Source organism: Corallococcus sicarius, from assembly GCF_003611735.1.
Classification (GTDB): domain Bacteria; phylum Myxococcota; class Myxococcia; order Myxococcales; family Myxococcaceae; genus Corallococcus; species Corallococcus sicarius.
In genome coordinates this window covers 1-15,919 of sequence record NZ_RAWG01000095.1, presented here as the reverse complement: position 1 = coordinate 15,919, position 15,919 = coordinate 1, and the positions used below count along the sequence as shown (strand labels likewise).

Genomic DNA, 15,919 nt, shown 5'->3' with positions numbered 1-15,919 from the left:
GTCCGTAACAGTCAAATCGAATTTATATACCCTGGCTGTTTTTCAGGGCCGCCCGATGACTCACCCAGGGTCATGACCGACCACGGTTCTACGGGGTTTCCGAGGAGTAATACGCACCCAGAGGCGCATCTTCACCGGCAAGATGGCGCATAGCTGTAAAGCCGCCAAAACTGAATCTGAGAATCGATGTCGAGGGGCGGGCAATGGTCGGCCGGGCAATGGACGACTGTCGGAGGCGGCCGTTATGGTGGGCGTTCCAGGGTCAGGGGAGGGGAGACGCGAATGAGCGCAGCGCTCGATGCGAAGGGCTCGCCGGGTGACGAGGTGCCGCCGCCCGTGGGTCAGGGTCTGGAGTCGGTGGATCTCCCGGACGTCTTCCAGGTGAACGTGGCGCAGTCCGCGCGCGACGCCCTGGGGTTGCTGGGGGCCACGCGCCGGCTGCACGGCGTGGAGGTCGTGCTGGAGGTCCCCGACGAGCCGGTGATGGCCCGGGTCAGCCGCCGCCGGCTGGAGCAGGTCTTCCTGCTGCTCATCGCCCACGCGACGGACACAGCGACGGCGGAGGCCTCCACCGTGAAGGTGGTGGTGGATCCCCCGGACGACTTCGGGGACGTGGGCCCGCGCTTCCAGGTGGTGATGCCGGGCGTGGCCCTCTCTGAACGGGAGCTGCGCTCGGTGGTGCTGTCCCCGCTGCGCGTGGGGAGCACCCACCGGAGGCTCGCCCGCGCGCGCGAGCTGGTGGACGCGATGGGCGGCGAGCTGTCGGTGGAGCGGCTTGAGGTGGGGACGGGCGTGAGCATCCAGCTCCCCGCGCCCGGCCTCGCGAGCTTCTAGCCGGCGGCCCCGGAAGCGCGGCCCCGCTTTTCAGACCATTGGCTGCGATAAGCGCGGCGCACCCGGGGTGTGCCCAAACGCGGCCCCGCGCGGCCAAACTCCTTGACGACCGGGGGCGGGTTCTCGACTATCCGCCGCCTCCAATACACGGTCCCAATCAGGAGTTTGCGTTCATGGCGCCTCCCTCTGGCGAGAAGATCACCCTGCAGAACGGCAAGCTGAACGTGCCGGCGAACCCGATCATCCCCTTCATCGAAGGCGACGGCACCGGCCGCGACATCTGGAAGGCCTCGCAGGCCGTGTTCGACGCGGCGGTGGAGAAGGCGTACGGCGGCAAGAAGAAGATCTCCTGGTACGAGGTCCTGGCCGGCGAGAAGTCCTTCAAGCAGGTGAACAACTGGCTGCCCGACGAGACGGTCGAGGCCTTCCGCTCCTACCTGGTGGGCATCAAGGGCCCGCTGACGACGCCCGTGGGCGGCGGCATCCGTTCGCTGAACGTGGCGCTGCGCCAGATGCTCGACCTGTACGTCTGCCTGCGGCCGGTGCGCTACTTCAAGGGCGTGCCCAGCCCGGTGAAGCAGCCGGAGAAGGTGGACATGGTCATCTTCCGTGAGAACACGGAAGACATCTACGCGGGCATCGAGTTCGAGGCCGGCACGGACGCGGCCAAGAAGTTCCTGGGCTGGCTCCAGGCGGAGTTCCCCAAGGACGCGAAGAAGATCCGCTTCGCGTCGGACGTGGGCATCGGCATCAAGCCCGTGTCGAAGGAAGGCACCGAGCGCCTCGTGCGCGCCGCCATCCAGTACGCCGTGGACTTGAAGCGCAAGAGCGTGACGATCGTCCACAAGGGCAACATCATGAAGTACACCGAGGGCGCGTTCCGCAAGTGGGGCTACGACCTCGCCGCGCGCGAGTTCGGTGACAAGGTCTACACCTGGGATCAGTGGGAGGCGACCAAGGCCGCCAAGGGCGAGGACGCCGCCAACGCCGAGCAGAAGGCGGCCGTGGGCGCGGGGAAGATCCTCATCAAGGACTCCATCGCGGACATCACCCTGCAGCAGGTGCTGACCCGTCCGGACGAGTTCGACGTCATCGCCACGCTGAACCTCAACGGCGACTACCTGTCGGACGCGCTCGCGGCGCAGGTGGGCGGCATCGGCATCGCGCCGGGCGGCAACATCAACTACGTCACCGGCCACGCCGTCTTCGAGGCGACGCACGGCACGGCGCCCAAGTACGCGGATCAGGACAAGGTGAACCCGGGCTCGGTCATCCTTTCCGGTGAGATGATGCTGCGCCACCTGGGCTGGCACGAGGCCGCGGACCTGATCATCAAGGGCATGGACCGCGCCATCGCCGCGCGCACCGTGACGTACGACTTCGCGCGCCTGATGAAGCTGGAGACGAAGGACACCGTGACCGAGGTGAAGTGCTCGGAGTTCGGTCAGGCCATCATCAAGCACATGTAGTTCCCACCCCGAATCAGGAGGGCGAAACCATGGCTCAGAATCGCAAGAAGAAGATCGGCCTCATCGGCGGCGGCCAGATCGGCGGCAACCTGGCGCTGCTGGCGGTCCAGAAGAACCTCGGCGACGTCGTGCTCTACGACATCCCGGCGGCCGAAGGTCTGGTCAAGGGCAAGGCGCTGGACATCAACCAGCTGTCGGCGGTGGACGGCTACGACTGCCGCGTCACCGGCTCCACGGACTGGAAGGACGTGGCGGGCTCGGACGTGATCATCATCACGGCCGGCGTGCCCCGCAAGCCGGGCATGACCCGCGAGGACCTGCTCGACGTCAACCTGAAGATCATGCGGGACGTGGCGGGCAACATCAAGCAGCACGCCCCCAACGCCTTCGTGATCAACGTCGCGAACCCGCTGGACGCGATGGTGTACGCGCTCCACAAGATCGCCGGCCTGCCGGACAACATGGTCGTGGGCATGGCGGGCGTGCTGGATACCAGCCGCTTCAAGTGCTTCGTGGCGGAGGCCCTGGGCTCCTCCATCCGTGACGTGGAGGCGCTGGTGCTCGGCGGCCACGGCGACGACATGGTGCCGCTCGTGCGCCACAGCACCGTGGGCGGCGTGCCGCTCACCCAGCTCATCGCCAAGGACAAGCTGGACGCCATCATCGACCGCACCCGCAAGGGCGGCGCGGAGCTGGTGGGCCTGTACAAGACGGGCAGCGCCTACTTCGGGCCGGCCGCCTCCTCCATCGCCATGGCGGAGAGCTTCCTGTTCGACCGCAAGCGCGTGCTGCCGGCCGCGGCCATGCTCAAGGGCCAGTACGGCATCAGCGACTTCTTCTTCGGCGTGCCCGTGCAGATCGGCGCGGGCGGCGTGGAGAAGGTCATCACCGTGGAGCTGAACGACGCGGAGAAGGCCGAACTGAAGAAGTCCTACGAGTCGGTGAAGCAGACGGTCGAACTCGTCAAGCTGTAGTCTTTCCGCATCGGTCGGTCGGGCCCGCCGGATGCTGCCGGCGGGCCGCCGCCTGATGCCGCGAATGATCCGGGCTTATCCCCCGGCCCACCGTCGTTGCGGCGGTATTTTTCCAAGTTAACTAGCCTGTAGGACTCGCACTGGATGGTCGGGAGCGGGTGGGTGTCGCGAAGCGCGGTTTTGCGACCCATCGGCTGCAGGCCCGGCGTCTGGCAGTCAAGGAGACGATGATGGCGGCAGCAGCGCGATTCACGGTGGTGGGCGGCGGTCTCGCCGGGCTGATGACGACGATCAAGCTGGCGGAGGCGGGTCACCAGGTGGACGTGCTCTCGCTCGTCCCGGTCAAACGTTCGCACTCCGTCTGTGCCCAGGGCGGCATCAACGGCGCGGTGAACACGAAGGGTGAGGGTGACCACCCGGACATCCACGTGAAGGACACCCTGCGCGGCGGCGACTTCCTCGCGGAGCAGACCTCCGTGAAGGGCATGTGCTACGCGGCGCCCGGCATCATCTACCTGCTCGACCGCATGGGCGTGACGTTCAACCGCACGCCGGAAGGGCTGCTGGACTTCCGCCGCTTCGGCGGCACCCTGCACAACCGCACCGCGTTCGCGGGCGCCACCACCGGCCAGCAGCTGCTCTACGCGCTGGACGAGCAGGTGCGCCGCTACGAGGCGGAAGGCAAGGTCGTCAAGTACGAGTACTGGGAGTGGCTGGGCACGGTGAAGGACGAGTCCGGCCGCTGCATCGGCAGCGTGGCCATGGACCTGCGCACCATGGAGATCCGCACCTTCCCGGCGGAGGCCGTGTGCCTCGCCACGGGCGGCCCCGGCATCGTCTTCGGGCGCTCCACCAACTCCATCATCAACACCGGCACCGCCGCGGGCCGCGCGTACATGGAAGGCGCGCAGTACGCCAACGGCGAGTTCATCCAGGTGCACCCGACCTCCATCCCGGGCGAGGACAAGCTGCGCCTGATGAGCGAGTCGGTGCGCGGCGAGGGCGGCCGCGTCTGGGTGCCGCGCAAGAAGGGCGACGTGCGCGCCCCCCGGGACATCCCGGAGAGCGAGCGCTGGTACTTCCTGGAAGAGAAGTACCCCAAGTACAAGAACCTCGTGCCGCGCGACGTCGCGACACGCGAGATCTTCATGGTCTGCCGCGACCTGGGCATGGGCCTGGGCGGGCGCGACGGCGTGTACCTGGACGTGACGCACATCCCGGCCAAGACGCTCGACGCGAAGATCAAGGGCGTGATGGAGATCTACGAGAAGTTCGTCGGAGATGATCCGCGCCACACGCCGATGGTCATCTTCCCGGGCATGCACTACTCCATGGGCGGCCTGCACGTGAACTTCGAGGCGGACCCTCGCACGCAGACCCCCGTGGAGGGCAGCCCGACGAACCAGTCCACGCGCATCCCCGGCCTGTACGCGGCGGGCGAGGCGGACTACGCCTTCCACGGCGCGAACCGCCTGGGCGCCAACTCGCTCCTGTCGTGCATCTACTCGGGCATGATCGGCGGCCCGTCGATGGCGGCCTTCGCGAAGAACCAGACGACCAGCGCGTCCGCGATGCCGGAGAAGTACTTCAACGACGCGAAGCGCTACTGGGAGGACCGTTTCGCCACCATCAAGAAGATGAACGGCCCGGAGAATCCGTACCAGCTCGCCAAGGAGCTGGGCGACGTGATGACGGAGAACTGCACCGTCGTGCGCTACAACGACCGCCTGAAGAAGACGGTGGAGCGCATCCGCGACCTGAAGGACCGCTGGAGCCGCGTCAACGTGCTGGACACCGGCGTCGTCGCCAACCGCGCGCTGTCGTACACCAACCAGGTGTGGAACATGCTGGAGCTGGGCGAAGTCATCGCCACCAGCGCGCTGCTGCGCGACGAGAGCCGCGGCGCCCACTACAAGCCGGACTTCTCCCTGCCCGAGCCCAAGTCGAAGGATCCGCGCGAGGATCCGCAGTGGATGGACCTGTGGCGCAAGCGCCACGAGAAGTGGGCGAAGACGACCATCGCCAGCTATGCCTCCCAGGGGCCGCAGATCTCCTACGAGGACATCAAGACGCCGGTGCTGGATCCCGAGCCGCGCTGGTACGCGTAGGCGGGTGACTGTTTTCCGGGCCCGCGCGCACCTCCGGCGCGGGTTTCCGCTACCTGATTTGGCAGTGAAGGGAAGGGCTCGAGCACCATGGACACCGCACAGGCCAGCGCCGTCAGCACCAAGACCGTCACCTTCCGCATCTGGCGGCAGGACGACCCGAACAAGCCGGGCCACTTCGACGAGTTCAAGGTCCCCTACGCCAAGGGCGCCAACGTCATCTCCTGCCTGATGGAGATCCAGCGCAACCCCGTCACCTCGGACGGCAAGAAGGTCGCCCCGGTCATCTGGGACGCCGCCTGCCTCGAAGAGGTGTGCGGCAGCTGCGCGATGAACATCAACGGCCGGGTGCGCATGGCGTGCTCCGCGCTGGTGGACAAGCTCGAGCAGCCCATCACCCTGGAGCCGATGAAGAAGTTCCCGGTGGTGCGCGACCTCACCGTGGACCGCGAGCGCATGTTCGAGTCGCTCAAGCGCGTGAAGGGGTGGATCCCCGTCGACGGCACGTACAACCTGGGCCCCGGCCCGCGCCAGTCGCAGAAGGACCACTCCGTGATGTACGTGCTGTCCACGTGCATCACCTGCGGCAGCTGCCTGGAGGCGTGCCCCCAGGTGACGCTGGACAACGACTTCATCGGCGCGGCGCCCATCAGCCAGGCGCGCCTGTTCAACATGCACCCCACGGGCAAGCTCAACGCCGAGGAGCGCACGCGCGCCCTCATGGGCCCGGGCGGCATCCAGGACTGCGGCAAGGCGCAGAACTGCGTGAAGGTCTGCCCGAAGGAGATCCCGCTGACGACCTCCATCGCGGTGATGAACCGCGAGGTGACCAAGCTCATCATCAAGGACATCTTCTTCAAGGAAGAGGAGCAGAAGGCGTCCAGCGGTCCGGGGTAGTCCTCCCGCGCCTCTTCGCGCTTCCTTCGCGGCCCCGTGTCAGCGCCCCTTCACGGGGTGCTGGGCGGGGCCGCGGTCGTTTCCGCACGCCCGCCCTGGCTCCGGGCGGGCCACCCCCTGAGCGAGCGGCAGGGCGCTGTAGGTGGGCTCATCCTCGCGGACACCGGGAGTTATGTCGGGGACGGGGCAGGTGTCCTGCGACGACGCTGGAGGCCAAACGGCCTTGCCAAGCGTCGTTTTCTGCGCAATGAGGGCCGGCGTTGACGCCCCGTCCGGGCCGTCCCCGTCTCCCCTCGTCCCACCCGGAGCTTCGATGAAGATCCACGAGTACCAGGGCAAGGAAATCTTCCGGAAGTATGGCGTGCCCACGCCGCGCGGCATCCTCGCGCTCTCTCCCAACGAGGCGGAGGCCGCGGCGAAGTCGCTGGCCACGCCCATCGTCGTCGTGAAGTCGCAGATCCACGCGGGCGGCCGCGGCAAGGGCGGCGGCGTGAAGCTGGCCAAGAGCCCCGCGGAGGCGAAGGAACTCGCCAAGCAGATGCTCGGCATGAAGCTCAAGACCATCCAGACCGGCCCGGAAGGGCAGACGGTCCACAAGGTCTACATCGAGGAAGGGCTCGCCATCGGCCAGGAGCTGTACCTGGGCGTGACGCTCGACCGCGCCACCAGCCGCATCACCTTCATGGCGTCCCGCGAGGGCGGCGTGGAGATCGAGGAAGTGGCCGAGCACCACCCGGAGAAGATCCTCCGCGAGTCGGTGGACCCGGCGGTGGGCTTCCTGGACTTCCAGGGCCGCAAGCTGGCCTTCGGGCTGGGCCTCACCGGCCCCACGGTGAACAAGTTCGTGCAGTTCTGCTCCGCGCTCTACCGGATGTTCATGGAGACGGACGCGGCGCTCGTGGAGGTCAACCCGCTGGTCATCCTGAAGGATGGCGGCGTGGTGGCGCTCGACGCGAAGGTGACGTTCGACGAGAACGCGCTCTACCGGCACAAGGAACTCTTGGAGTACCGCGACCTCGCGGAGGAGGAGCCCCGCGAGACGCAGGCCAAGGAGTTCGACCTGGCCTATATCGCGCTGGACGGCAACATCGGCTGCATGGTGAACGGCGCGGGTCTGGCCATGGCCACCATGGACACCATCAAGCTGGTGGGCGGCGCTCCGGCGAACTTCCTGGACGTGGGCGGCGGTGCGAGCAAGGAGAAGGTGACGGCGGCCTTCAAGCTCATCCTCGCGGATCCCCAGGTCAAGGCGGTGCTCGTCAACATCTTCGGCGGCATCATGAAGTGCGACGTCATCGCCGAGGGCATCATCGCGGCGGCCAAGGAAGTGCAGCTCAAGATCCCGCTCATCGTGCGGCTCGAGGGCACCAACGTGGAGAAGGGCAAGGACCTCCTCCGCAACTCCGGGCTCGCCATCACTCCCGCGGACAACCTGCGCCAGGCGGCTGAGAAGGCCGTGGCGGCGATCCAGTAGTCGTCGCGCACTCTTTTCCTGAAAGAACGCCATGAGCATCCTCGTCAACGAGAACACGAAGGTCCTCGTCCAGGGCATCACCGGCTCGGCCGGCTCGTTCCACGCCAAGCAGATGTTGGAGTACGGGACGAAGCTGGTGGGCGGTGTCACGCCGGGCAAGGGCGGCACCGACTTCGAGGGCAAGGTCCCCGTGTTCAACTCGGTGGCCGACGCCGTCAAGCAGTCCGGCGCGAACACGTCCGTCATCTTCGTGCCGCCGCCCTTCGCCGCCGACTCCATCATGGAGGCCGCCGACGCGGGCATCGCCCTCATCATCACCATCACCGAGGGCATCCCGGTCAACGACATGATCCGCGCCAAGCGCTACCTGCAGGGCAAGGGCGTGCGGCTCATCGGTCCCAACTGCCCGGGCGTCATCACCCCCGGCGCGAAGTGCAAGATCGGCATCATGCCGGGCCACATCCACAAGCCGGGCCGCATCGGCGTGGTGTCGCGCTCCGGCACGCTGACGTACGAGGCCGTGCACCAGCTCACGCAGCTGGGGCTGGGCCAGTCCACCGCGGTGGGCATTGGCGGCGACCCCGTCAACGGCACCGACTTCGTGGACGTGCTGAAGCTGTTCCAGGCGGACCCGGAGACGGACGCCGTGATCATGATTGGTGAGATCGGCGGCAGCGCCGAAGAGGCGGGCGCGGAGTACGTGGCCCGTGAGTTCACCAAGCCGATCGCCGGCTTCATCGCCGGTCAGTCCGCGCCCCCGGGCAAGCGCATGGGCCACGCGGGCGCCATCATCTCCGGCGGCAAGGGCACGGCCGGGGAGAAGATCAAGGCGATGGAGGCCGCGGGCATCCTGATGGCCGCGAGCCCCGCCGAGCTGGGCACCACGCTGCAGGAAGTCGTCAAGCGCGGCCCCCCCAAGAAGAACCGCTGAACCGTCATCCCCGCGAACCCACACGAGGACTCAATTCCATGGCCATCGAGCGCACGCTGTCCATCATCAAGCCGGACGGGCTGAAGAGCCACGTCATCGGCAAGGTCATCTCCCGCTTCGAGGAGAAGGGCCTGAAGCCCGTCGCCATCCGCCTGCAGCAGCTGTCGCAGACGGAAGCCGAAGGCTTCTACGCCGTCCACAAGGCCCGGCCCTTCTTCAAGGACCTGGTCTCCTTCATGATCTCCGGCCCGGTGGTCCTGATGGTGCTGGAGGGTGAGAACGCCGTCCTCGCCAACCGCGAGATCATGGGCGCCACGGATCCGAAGAAGGCCGACAAGGGCACCATCCGCGCGGACTTCGCCAAGAGCATCGACCAGAACACGGTGCACGGCTCGGACAGCCTGGAGAACGCGAAGAACGAGATCGCGTACTTCTTCCGCGAGACCGAGATCCAGACGTACTCGGCGTAACGCTTCATCCAGCCCAGCGCTGGACAGGACTCCGGCCCGGAGCCCGCGCCCCTCGAAGGCGCAGGCCCGGGCCGTCGTCTTTTCGGCCCCACGGCCTCCATGGATCCGGTTGCCCACCGGCATGGCACCTGATATCGATAATGCAAATCACTATCGACAAGGAAGAGCGCATGAGCAGTGGTTCCGAGCGCGTGGGACGCCGGGGGCCTTTCCCGGTGAAGTTGCGGCTGCTGGAAGTCCTCCGGGTGACGCGGCTGACGCCGCACATGGTGCGGGTGACGCTGGGCGGTCCGGAGCTGGAGGGCTTCAGTTCGCCGGGTGCGGACGACCACGTGAAGGTCTTCTTCGCGGAGCCGGGAGCGAAGCGGCCGAACATGCCCGTGGTGGGCCCGAACGGGCTGGCCATGCCGGAGGGGCTCGCGAAGCCCGCGTCGCGCGACTACACGCCGCGCCGCTTCGATGCGAAGGCGGGCGAGCTCGACATCGACTTCGTGCTGCACGGCGAAGGTCCCGCATCGCAATGGGCCGAGCGCACGAAGCCAGGTGACTTCCTGGGCATTGGAGGCCCGCGCAGCACCCACGACGTGGCGAACGACTTCGACTGGTACCTGCTCGCGGGAGACCAGAGCGCGCTGCCGGCCATCGCCCGCCGCCTGGAGGAGCTGCCGGCGGGCGCTCGCGCGTTCGCGTTCATCGAGGTGGCGGATGCGTCGGAGGAGCAGCGCATCGACGGCCGGGCGGACGTGAAGCTCACCTGGCTGCACCGGGGAACCGCGGAGGCGGGGACCACGAACCATCTGGAGCAGGCGCTGCGGGCCTGGACGCAGCCTCCTGGGGACGGCTTCGTCTGGGTGGCCGGCGAGGCGACGTCGCTCAAGCCCCTCCGGGAACACCTGGTGGCCGAGCGCGGTCTGAACAAGGAGTGGATGCGGGTGACGGGCTACTGGAAGCGCGGCACCGCCGAACACCACGACTCCAAGGGGTAGGCAGGGAAGGGGGCGTGCCCTCCTTTGACTTGCCGTGCCTACTTGTGGGAAGCACGCCCCGCTGCCTTCCGTTAGGCCTGACTGAACGATGTCCGAGCCCACCGCCACAGTTCTTCCCGTCACCGAGCCCCTGCCGGCGCCGACGCCCGCCAAGCTGGTCGACGTGGCCAGCCTGTCTCGTGAGAAGCTCGCGCTGTTCCTGAGCGAGCAGCTGGGCGAGCGCCCGTTCCGCGCCTCCCAGCTCTACCGGTGGATCCACCAGCGCGGGGCCACCTCCTTCGAGGAGATGACGGACCTCTCCAAGGGCCTGCGCGAGAAGCTCAAGGCCCAGGCGGAGATCGTCCCGCTGGAGAAGGACCTGGAGCAGCGCAGCGTCGACGGCACCATCAAGTACCGGTTCAAGACGCGCGATGGGCGCTTCATCGAGTCCGTCTACATGCCCTCGGAGGACCGCAAGACGCTCTGCGTGTCCACCCAGGTGGGCTGCGCGATGGCGTGCACCTTCTGCATGACGGGCACGCTGGGGCTCAAGCGCAACCTGACGGCGGGGGAGATCGTCGCCCAGGTGCACGCGGTGAACCGCGAGGTGCGGCGCAACGAGTCCCTGGAGACGCTCCGGCCGCTCACGAACCTGGTGTTCATGGGCATGGGCGAGCCGCTGCACAACTTCGAAAACCTCAAGACGGCGCTCTCCATCCTCCAGTCCCAGGAGGGGCCCAACTTCAGCCACCGGCACATCACGGTCTCCACCGTGGGCCTGGTGCCGATGATTGAGCGCTTCGGCGTGGAGACGGACGTCAAGCTGGCCATCTCGCTCAACGCCAGCACGGATGAGCAGCGCAGCAAGACGATGCCGGTGAATCGCAAGTGGAACATCGCCGCGCTGCTGGACGCGTGCCGCAAGTTCCCGCTGCGCCAGGGCCGGCGCATCACCTTCGAGTACGTGCTGCTCAAGGGGTTCAACGACAGCGACGAGGACGCGCACCGGCTGAAGGAGCTGCTGCGCGACATCCCGGCGAAGGTGAACCTCATCCCGTACAACGAGAACCCGGGCCTGGGGTTCCAGACCACCGGGGAGGAGCGGGCGGAGGAGTTCCGCGCCATCCTCGCCGAAGCGCACGTCGCGGCCTACATCCGCAGGAACCGGGGCCGGGACATCGCCGGGGCCTGTGGGCAGCTCGCCAACCGGGGCGAAGCGACCGCGGAAGCCCCGACGTGACATAAGCACCCGAGCTTCCTTGACAATCCCGATGTAGGGGCGCTAAGAGCGCCCCCCTCCGCCTGTTGTAGTTGAAGTCACCTGTTCGCTGGAGATTTCCATGGCCGTTGTCCTCCGTCTTGCCCGCGCGGGCGCCAAGAAGATGCCGTACTACCACGTGGTTGCCACCGACTCGCGCAGCCCGCGTGACGGCAAGTTCCTGGAGCAGGTCGGCTCCTACGACCCCAACCACAGCCCCGCGAAGGTGCAGTTCAACGAGGAGCGGCTGAACTACTGGCTCAAGAGCGGCGCGCTGCCCTCGGAGACGGTCGCGGACCTGATCAAGACGGCGAAGAAGCAGGCCCCGGCGACCACCGCCTGAGCCCGCCCCCGTCTGGACAAGACGTGGAGCCGCTGCTCACGTATCTGGCGAAGGCCCTGGTCGATTCACCGGACCAGGTCGCCCTGCGCATCTCCGAGGCGGATGGCGGCCAGCTCTATGAGCTGAAGGTCGCCCCCGAGGACGTCGGCAAGGTCATTGGCCGTGATGGGCGCACCGTGAATGCCCTCCGGACACTGCTCAATGTCGCCGCCCAGAAGCAGGGCCAGAAGGTCCGCCTGGAGATTCTCGATGATCGGCGCGCCCCGGGTTCCCCGCCGGCGACGCCTGCTCCGGACGCTGCCCGGTGAACACCTCGCCGTGTCTGGAGCTGGGCTACGTGGCCCGTGCGCATGGCCTCAAGGGCGAGGTGGCGGTCCGCAGCTTCGACCCCGCCTCGGAGACCATGAGCACCCTGGATCGCGTCCGCCTGCGGCTGCGCTCCGGTGAGGAGCGCGAGATGGTGGTGGAGTCCTACCGCCCCGCGAACAAGGAAGACCTGCTGGGCTTCGAGGGCGTGCACACCCGCGCCGCCGCCGAAGCGCTGGTGGGCTCGAAGGTGCTCGTCTACCGCGAGGACCTGGAGCCGCCCGAGGAGGGCGAGTTCTTCCAGGGCGACCTCGTGGGGCTTGTCGCCGTGGACGAGCAGGGCGCGGCGCTGGGCACGGTGGAGGAGGTCTGGGCCACCGGCGAGGTGCCGAACCTGGTCATCCGCACGCCCGGCCGTCCCGAGCTGGTGGTGCCCTTCGCGGACGAGTTCGTTCCGTCGGTGGACATCGCGGCGGGCAGAATCGTGATCCGTCCCCCCGAATATCTGGAGGTCGAGGGACGCGACGACGGAGACGCGGGGTGAGCTACCCCGTGGAGATCCTCACGCTGTTTCCGGGGATGATCTCTGGCTACCTGGGGGCGAGCATCCTCGGGAAGGCGCAGGAGAAGGGGCTGCTCTCCGTCACGATCTCCGACGTGCGGGAGCACGCCGTGGGCAAGCACCACGTCACCGACGACTCTCCCTACGGGGGCGGCGCCGGGATGGTGATGAAGCCCGAACCCCTGGTGGCCGCCATCGAGGCCGCGCGGGCGCACCTGCCGGGTGCGAAGGTGCTCCTGATGACCCCACGGGGTCCCGTCTTCACCCAGGCCACGGCGCGCGAGCTGGTGCGGCACGAGGCCGGGCTGATCCTCGTCTGCGGCCGCTACGAGGGCGTGGACGAACGGGTGATGCCGTTCCTGGACGGAGAAGTGTCCCTGGGCGACTTCGTCCTCACCGGCGGTGAGATCGCCGCCATGGCCGTGGTGGATGCGGTGGCGCGGCTGGTGCCGGGCGTCCTGGGCAACGAGGCGTCGTCCGTCGCGGAGAGCTTCGAAGAGGGCCTGCTGGAGTACCCGCACTACACCCGGCCGCCCGTCTTCCGGGGGGTCGAGGTGCCGGCCGTCCTCCAGTCCGGCGATCACGCCAGGATCGCACGTTGGCGCCGCTGGAAGGCCATCAAGCTCACGCAGGAGCGCCGCCCGGATCTGTTTTCGCGCCTGGAGTTCGGCAAGGCGGATCAGAAACTGCTCGCCAGGGGTGAGGAAGAGTTGTAACCCTGCGCGTCCTCGCGGAACCCTTCGAAGCGGGCTTGTCCGACACGGCCGTCTCTGCTAGTACGGCCCGCTCTTTCCACGCGTCCTACGCGTCAAGTTCCGCTTTTTGGAGTCGTCATGCGCCGCAGCCTCATTCAGCACGTCGAAAACAAGTTCCTGCGCCAGGACCTCACCCAGTTCCGTACGGGTGATTCCGTTCGCGTCCACTGGAAGGTCAAGGAAGGCGAGAAGGAGCGCGTGCAGGCCTTCGAGGGCGTGGTCATCCGCAAGACCAAGGGCACCAACCGCGCCACGTTCACCGTGCGCAAGATGTCCTTCGGCGTCGGCGTGGAGCGCATCTTCCCGCTGCACAGCCCCCGCTACGAGAAGATCGAGGTCCTCACCCGCGGCGACGTGAACCGCAAGCGCCTCTTCTACCTCCGCGACCTGAAGGGCAAGGCCTCTCGCGTCGACGTGCAGGTGGATCCGGAGCGCGCCGCGAAGAAGGCCGCGAAGCTGGCTGCTGCCTCCGCCGTCGCTCCGGGCTAGTAGGTCCCCAGAAACCCTCTCGCGGCCTTCGCGGCCGCGTGCGAGAAGGAGCGTCCGTCACTGGACGCTCCTTTTTTCGTTCGGGCTAGACTGCGCGCGCCATGCACTTCGTCGAGGTTGCCATCCAAAACGTCCGCGGGTTCTCGCCCGCCGGCCGTTTCCCGTTGAAGACCGGGTACCTCATCCTCAAGCCGCCGACGGCGGACGTGCTGCCGCTTGCGGGCCTGTCGCTGTCGCTGCTGTACTCGGATGGCCGGGGCGGGGACGCAAGCTTCGCGGGCTCGAGCGGGCGCTCCGGCAAGGCCGCGCTGACGTTCGTGGGCCAGGACGGGATGACGTACCGGGTGCTGCGCGAGCTGGGCGGTTCAGGGTCGCTGCACCGGCTCAACCCCACCACCAGCCAGCCGGAGCTGATGTCCTCGGACACGGGGGAGATCAACCAGTACCTGCGTGGCCAGGCGGGCCTGCCGCCTCGCACCACCTTCGAACAGGTGTACTGCCTCCAGTTGGTGATGCTGCCCTCGCGCCGGCCCCGCAAGTCGTCGCCCAAGGCGGCCGCCGCGAAGGCCTCCGGCAGCACGCCGTCGCTCGCGAACGCCAGCGCCGTTCAGCCCGCGGCGGACATCCCCGCCGCCGAGGCGAAGGTGAAGGCGCTGGAGAAGGAAGTCATCGTCTCGCGCGAGGTGGATCAGCTCCAGTTCAAGGTGGACGAGCTGTCGTCGCTCATCTTCGAGGCCGACTCGAAGCTCAAGGGCGGCGAGGGGCTCAAGACGGCCATCGCGGAAGCGGAGGCCGCGTGGCGCGCGGCGCCCACGCCGGAGTCGCTGGGCCTGCCGCAGGACATCCTCTCACGCGTGAAGCGGCACCCGAAGGCGGTGGCGCGGCGGGATGAAGCGCTGGCGCGGCTGGAGACGGACCGCGACGCGGAGGAGGCGGACGCGGTGGTCTACGTGCCGCCGCTCACCAAGAACCGCTACTTCTGGGGCGGCCTGGGCTCCGGCGTGCTCTTCCTGGGAGTCAGCGTGGGCCTGGGCTTCACCGTGGGCCCGATGTGGCGCTACCTGGCGCTGCTCAACATCCCGGCCTTTGGGACGGCCGCGCTGATGGCGCTGCGCTACGTGGACGACCTGCAGAAGGCCACGCGCAAGGGGACCAAGGACAACCGCAAGGGCGCGCGGGAGAAGAAGATCCTCGACGAGTTCGAACTCGAGGACGCACCGGTGCGCATGGCCCTCAAGGCCCTGAACGTGGAGACGCTCGACGAGATCCCCCCCGCGCTGGAGCGCAAGGATCTGCTAGGCATCCGCCTGGGGGAGCTGCAGACGCAGCTGGAGGAGTTCGAGGCGTCCCCCGACTTCCAGGACGCCCTGCGCCAGGCGCAGGACCTGCGCGCGGAGCAGGAGACGCTCAATGCGGAGCTGACCGCCAAGGGCACCTACGTGCGCGACCTGCGCGAGGTGGAGCGGGAGCTGGGCCGCCTGAAGGAGTCCATCGCGCTGGCCAAGGCGCCACCGGCCCCCGTGGTCGTGGGCGGCGTGGCGACCGCGGCCCCGGTGGATCCGCTGGAGGATCCGTCCCCGCTGGTGCTGGCGCAGGCCGCGGACGTGCTCACCTCCGACCTCCTGTCGGTGCAGGCGCTCCTGAAGGACCGCTGCGTGCAGTACCTCACCGCGCTCACCGACCGGCGCTACCAGGGCGTGGAGTGGGACCGAGATGGCAACGCCTTCGCCCTCACGGCCAACAGCCGCATCCCGGTGGGCGAGCTGCCCCCCAAGGACCTGGACCTCTACTACCTGGCGCTGCGCCTGACGGTGGTGGAGAAGACCTGCGCCCGGGTGAAGCGGCCCTTCCTGCTGGACGACGTGCTGACCGGCGTGGACGAGGCGAAGCTGCCGCTCGTGGCGCGCATGCTCAAGCACCTGGGCACGCTGACGCAGGTGCTGCACGTCACCGCCCACCCCGGCTTCGCCCAGATGTCGGACGGCACCGTTAACGTCTAGCCGCTGCCGCAGGGCCTTCCTGGCAGCGGCTAGACGTTAACGGCGCCGCCCGCCACCTGGGCGCAGCCGGGGTGGGCCGTGACGTGC

General features: G+C 67.9%; 16 protein-coding genes. All 16 read left to right on the top strand.

What is annotated here, in order from left to right; translation table 11 throughout:
• The first annotated feature begins 282 nt into the window (after positions 1-282).
• On the top strand, positions 283-834 hold the full coding sequence (locus D7X12_RS16805) for a sensor histidine kinase (RefSeq protein ID WP_120626278.1): 552 nt from the start codon (positions 283-285) through the stop codon (positions 832-834).
• A 173-nt stretch (positions 835-1,007) separates the two neighbouring features.
• Positions 1,008-2,303, top strand: a complete 1,296-nt coding sequence (gene icd / locus D7X12_RS16800) for an NADP-dependent isocitrate dehydrogenase (RefSeq protein ID WP_120626277.1) — start codon at positions 1,008-1,010, stop codon at positions 2,301-2,303.
• A 29-nt stretch (positions 2,304-2,332) separates the two neighbouring features.
• Complete coding sequence (mdh, locus tag D7X12_RS16795) at positions 2,333-3,277, top strand: malate dehydrogenase (protein WP_120626276.1); 945 nt, start codon at positions 2,333-2,335, stop codon at positions 3,275-3,277.
• A gap of 230 nt (positions 3,278-3,507) precedes the next feature.
• Entirely contained in the window at positions 3,508-5,385 is a 1,878-nt protein-coding gene (sdhA, locus tag D7X12_RS16790) for a succinate dehydrogenase flavoprotein subunit (protein ID WP_120626275.1), read from the top strand.
• A gap of 87 nt (positions 5,386-5,472) precedes the next feature.
• Positions 5,473-6,279: a succinate dehydrogenase iron-sulfur subunit gene (sdhB, locus tag D7X12_RS16785; protein WP_120626274.1), complete on the top strand. Its 807-nt coding sequence runs from the start codon at positions 5,473-5,475 to the stop codon at positions 6,277-6,279.
• 313 nt (positions 6,280-6,592) lie between these two features.
• The gene (sucC, locus tag D7X12_RS16780; RefSeq protein WP_120626273.1) at positions 6,593-7,753 is read left to right on the top strand and encodes an ADP-forming succinate--CoA ligase subunit beta; all 1,161 of its coding nucleotides are present in this window, start codon (positions 6,593-6,595) and stop codon (positions 7,751-7,753) included.
• A 31-nt stretch (positions 7,754-7,784) separates the two neighbouring features.
• Positions 7,785-8,684, top strand: coding sequence for a succinate--CoA ligase subunit alpha (sucD, locus tag D7X12_RS16775; RefSeq protein WP_120626272.1), 900 nt, complete (start codon positions 7,785-7,787; stop codon positions 8,682-8,684).
• Between the two features lie 38 nt (positions 8,685-8,722).
• On the top strand, positions 8,723-9,154 hold the full coding sequence (ndk, locus tag D7X12_RS16770) for a nucleoside-diphosphate kinase (RefSeq protein WP_120610708.1): 432 nt from the start codon (positions 8,723-8,725) through the stop codon (positions 9,152-9,154).
• 170 nt (positions 9,155-9,324) lie between these two features.
• A complete protein-coding gene (locus D7X12_RS16765; RefSeq protein WP_120626271.1) occupies positions 9,325-10,140 on the top strand; it encodes a siderophore-interacting protein in 816 nt (271 codons plus the stop codon).
• Between the two features lie 88 nt (positions 10,141-10,228).
• Positions 10,229-11,359 (top strand): dual-specificity RNA methyltransferase RlmN, encoded by a 1,131-nt coding sequence (gene rlmN, locus D7X12_RS16760; RefSeq protein WP_120626270.1) that lies wholly within the window; start codon positions 10,229-10,231, stop codon positions 11,357-11,359.
• A gap of 100 nt (positions 11,360-11,459) precedes the next feature.
• Positions 11,460-11,720: a 30S ribosomal protein S16 gene (rpsP, locus tag D7X12_RS16755; protein WP_014397299.1), complete on the top strand. Its 261-nt coding sequence runs from the start codon at positions 11,460-11,462 to the stop codon at positions 11,718-11,720.
• 23 nt (positions 11,721-11,743) lie between these two features.
• A complete protein-coding gene (locus D7X12_RS16750) occupies positions 11,744-12,028 on the top strand; it encodes a KH domain-containing protein (protein ID WP_120610712.1) in 285 nt (94 codons plus the stop codon).
• Positions 12,025-12,570, top strand: coding sequence for a ribosome maturation factor RimM (rimM, locus tag D7X12_RS16745; RefSeq protein WP_120626269.1), 546 nt, complete (start codon positions 12,025-12,027; stop codon positions 12,568-12,570). The genes D7X12_RS16750 and rimM overlap by 4 nt, the downstream gene beginning before the upstream one ends.
• A complete protein-coding gene (gene trmD / locus D7X12_RS16740) occupies positions 12,567-13,304 on the top strand; it encodes a tRNA (guanosine(37)-N1)-methyltransferase TrmD (RefSeq protein ID WP_120626268.1) in 738 nt (245 codons plus the stop codon). Before rimM ends, trmD begins: the two co-directional genes overlap by 4 nt.
• Positions 13,305-13,421: 117 nt before the next feature.
• On the top strand, positions 13,422-13,832 hold the full coding sequence (rplS, locus tag D7X12_RS16735) for a 50S ribosomal protein L19 (protein WP_120626267.1): 411 nt from the start codon (positions 13,422-13,424) through the stop codon (positions 13,830-13,832).
• Positions 13,833-13,933: 101 nt separating this feature from the next.
• Complete coding sequence (locus D7X12_RS16730) at positions 13,934-15,832, top strand: ATP-binding protein (protein ID WP_120626266.1); 1,899 nt, start codon at positions 13,934-13,936, stop codon at positions 15,830-15,832.
• Positions 15,833-15,919 lie beyond the last annotated feature (87 nt).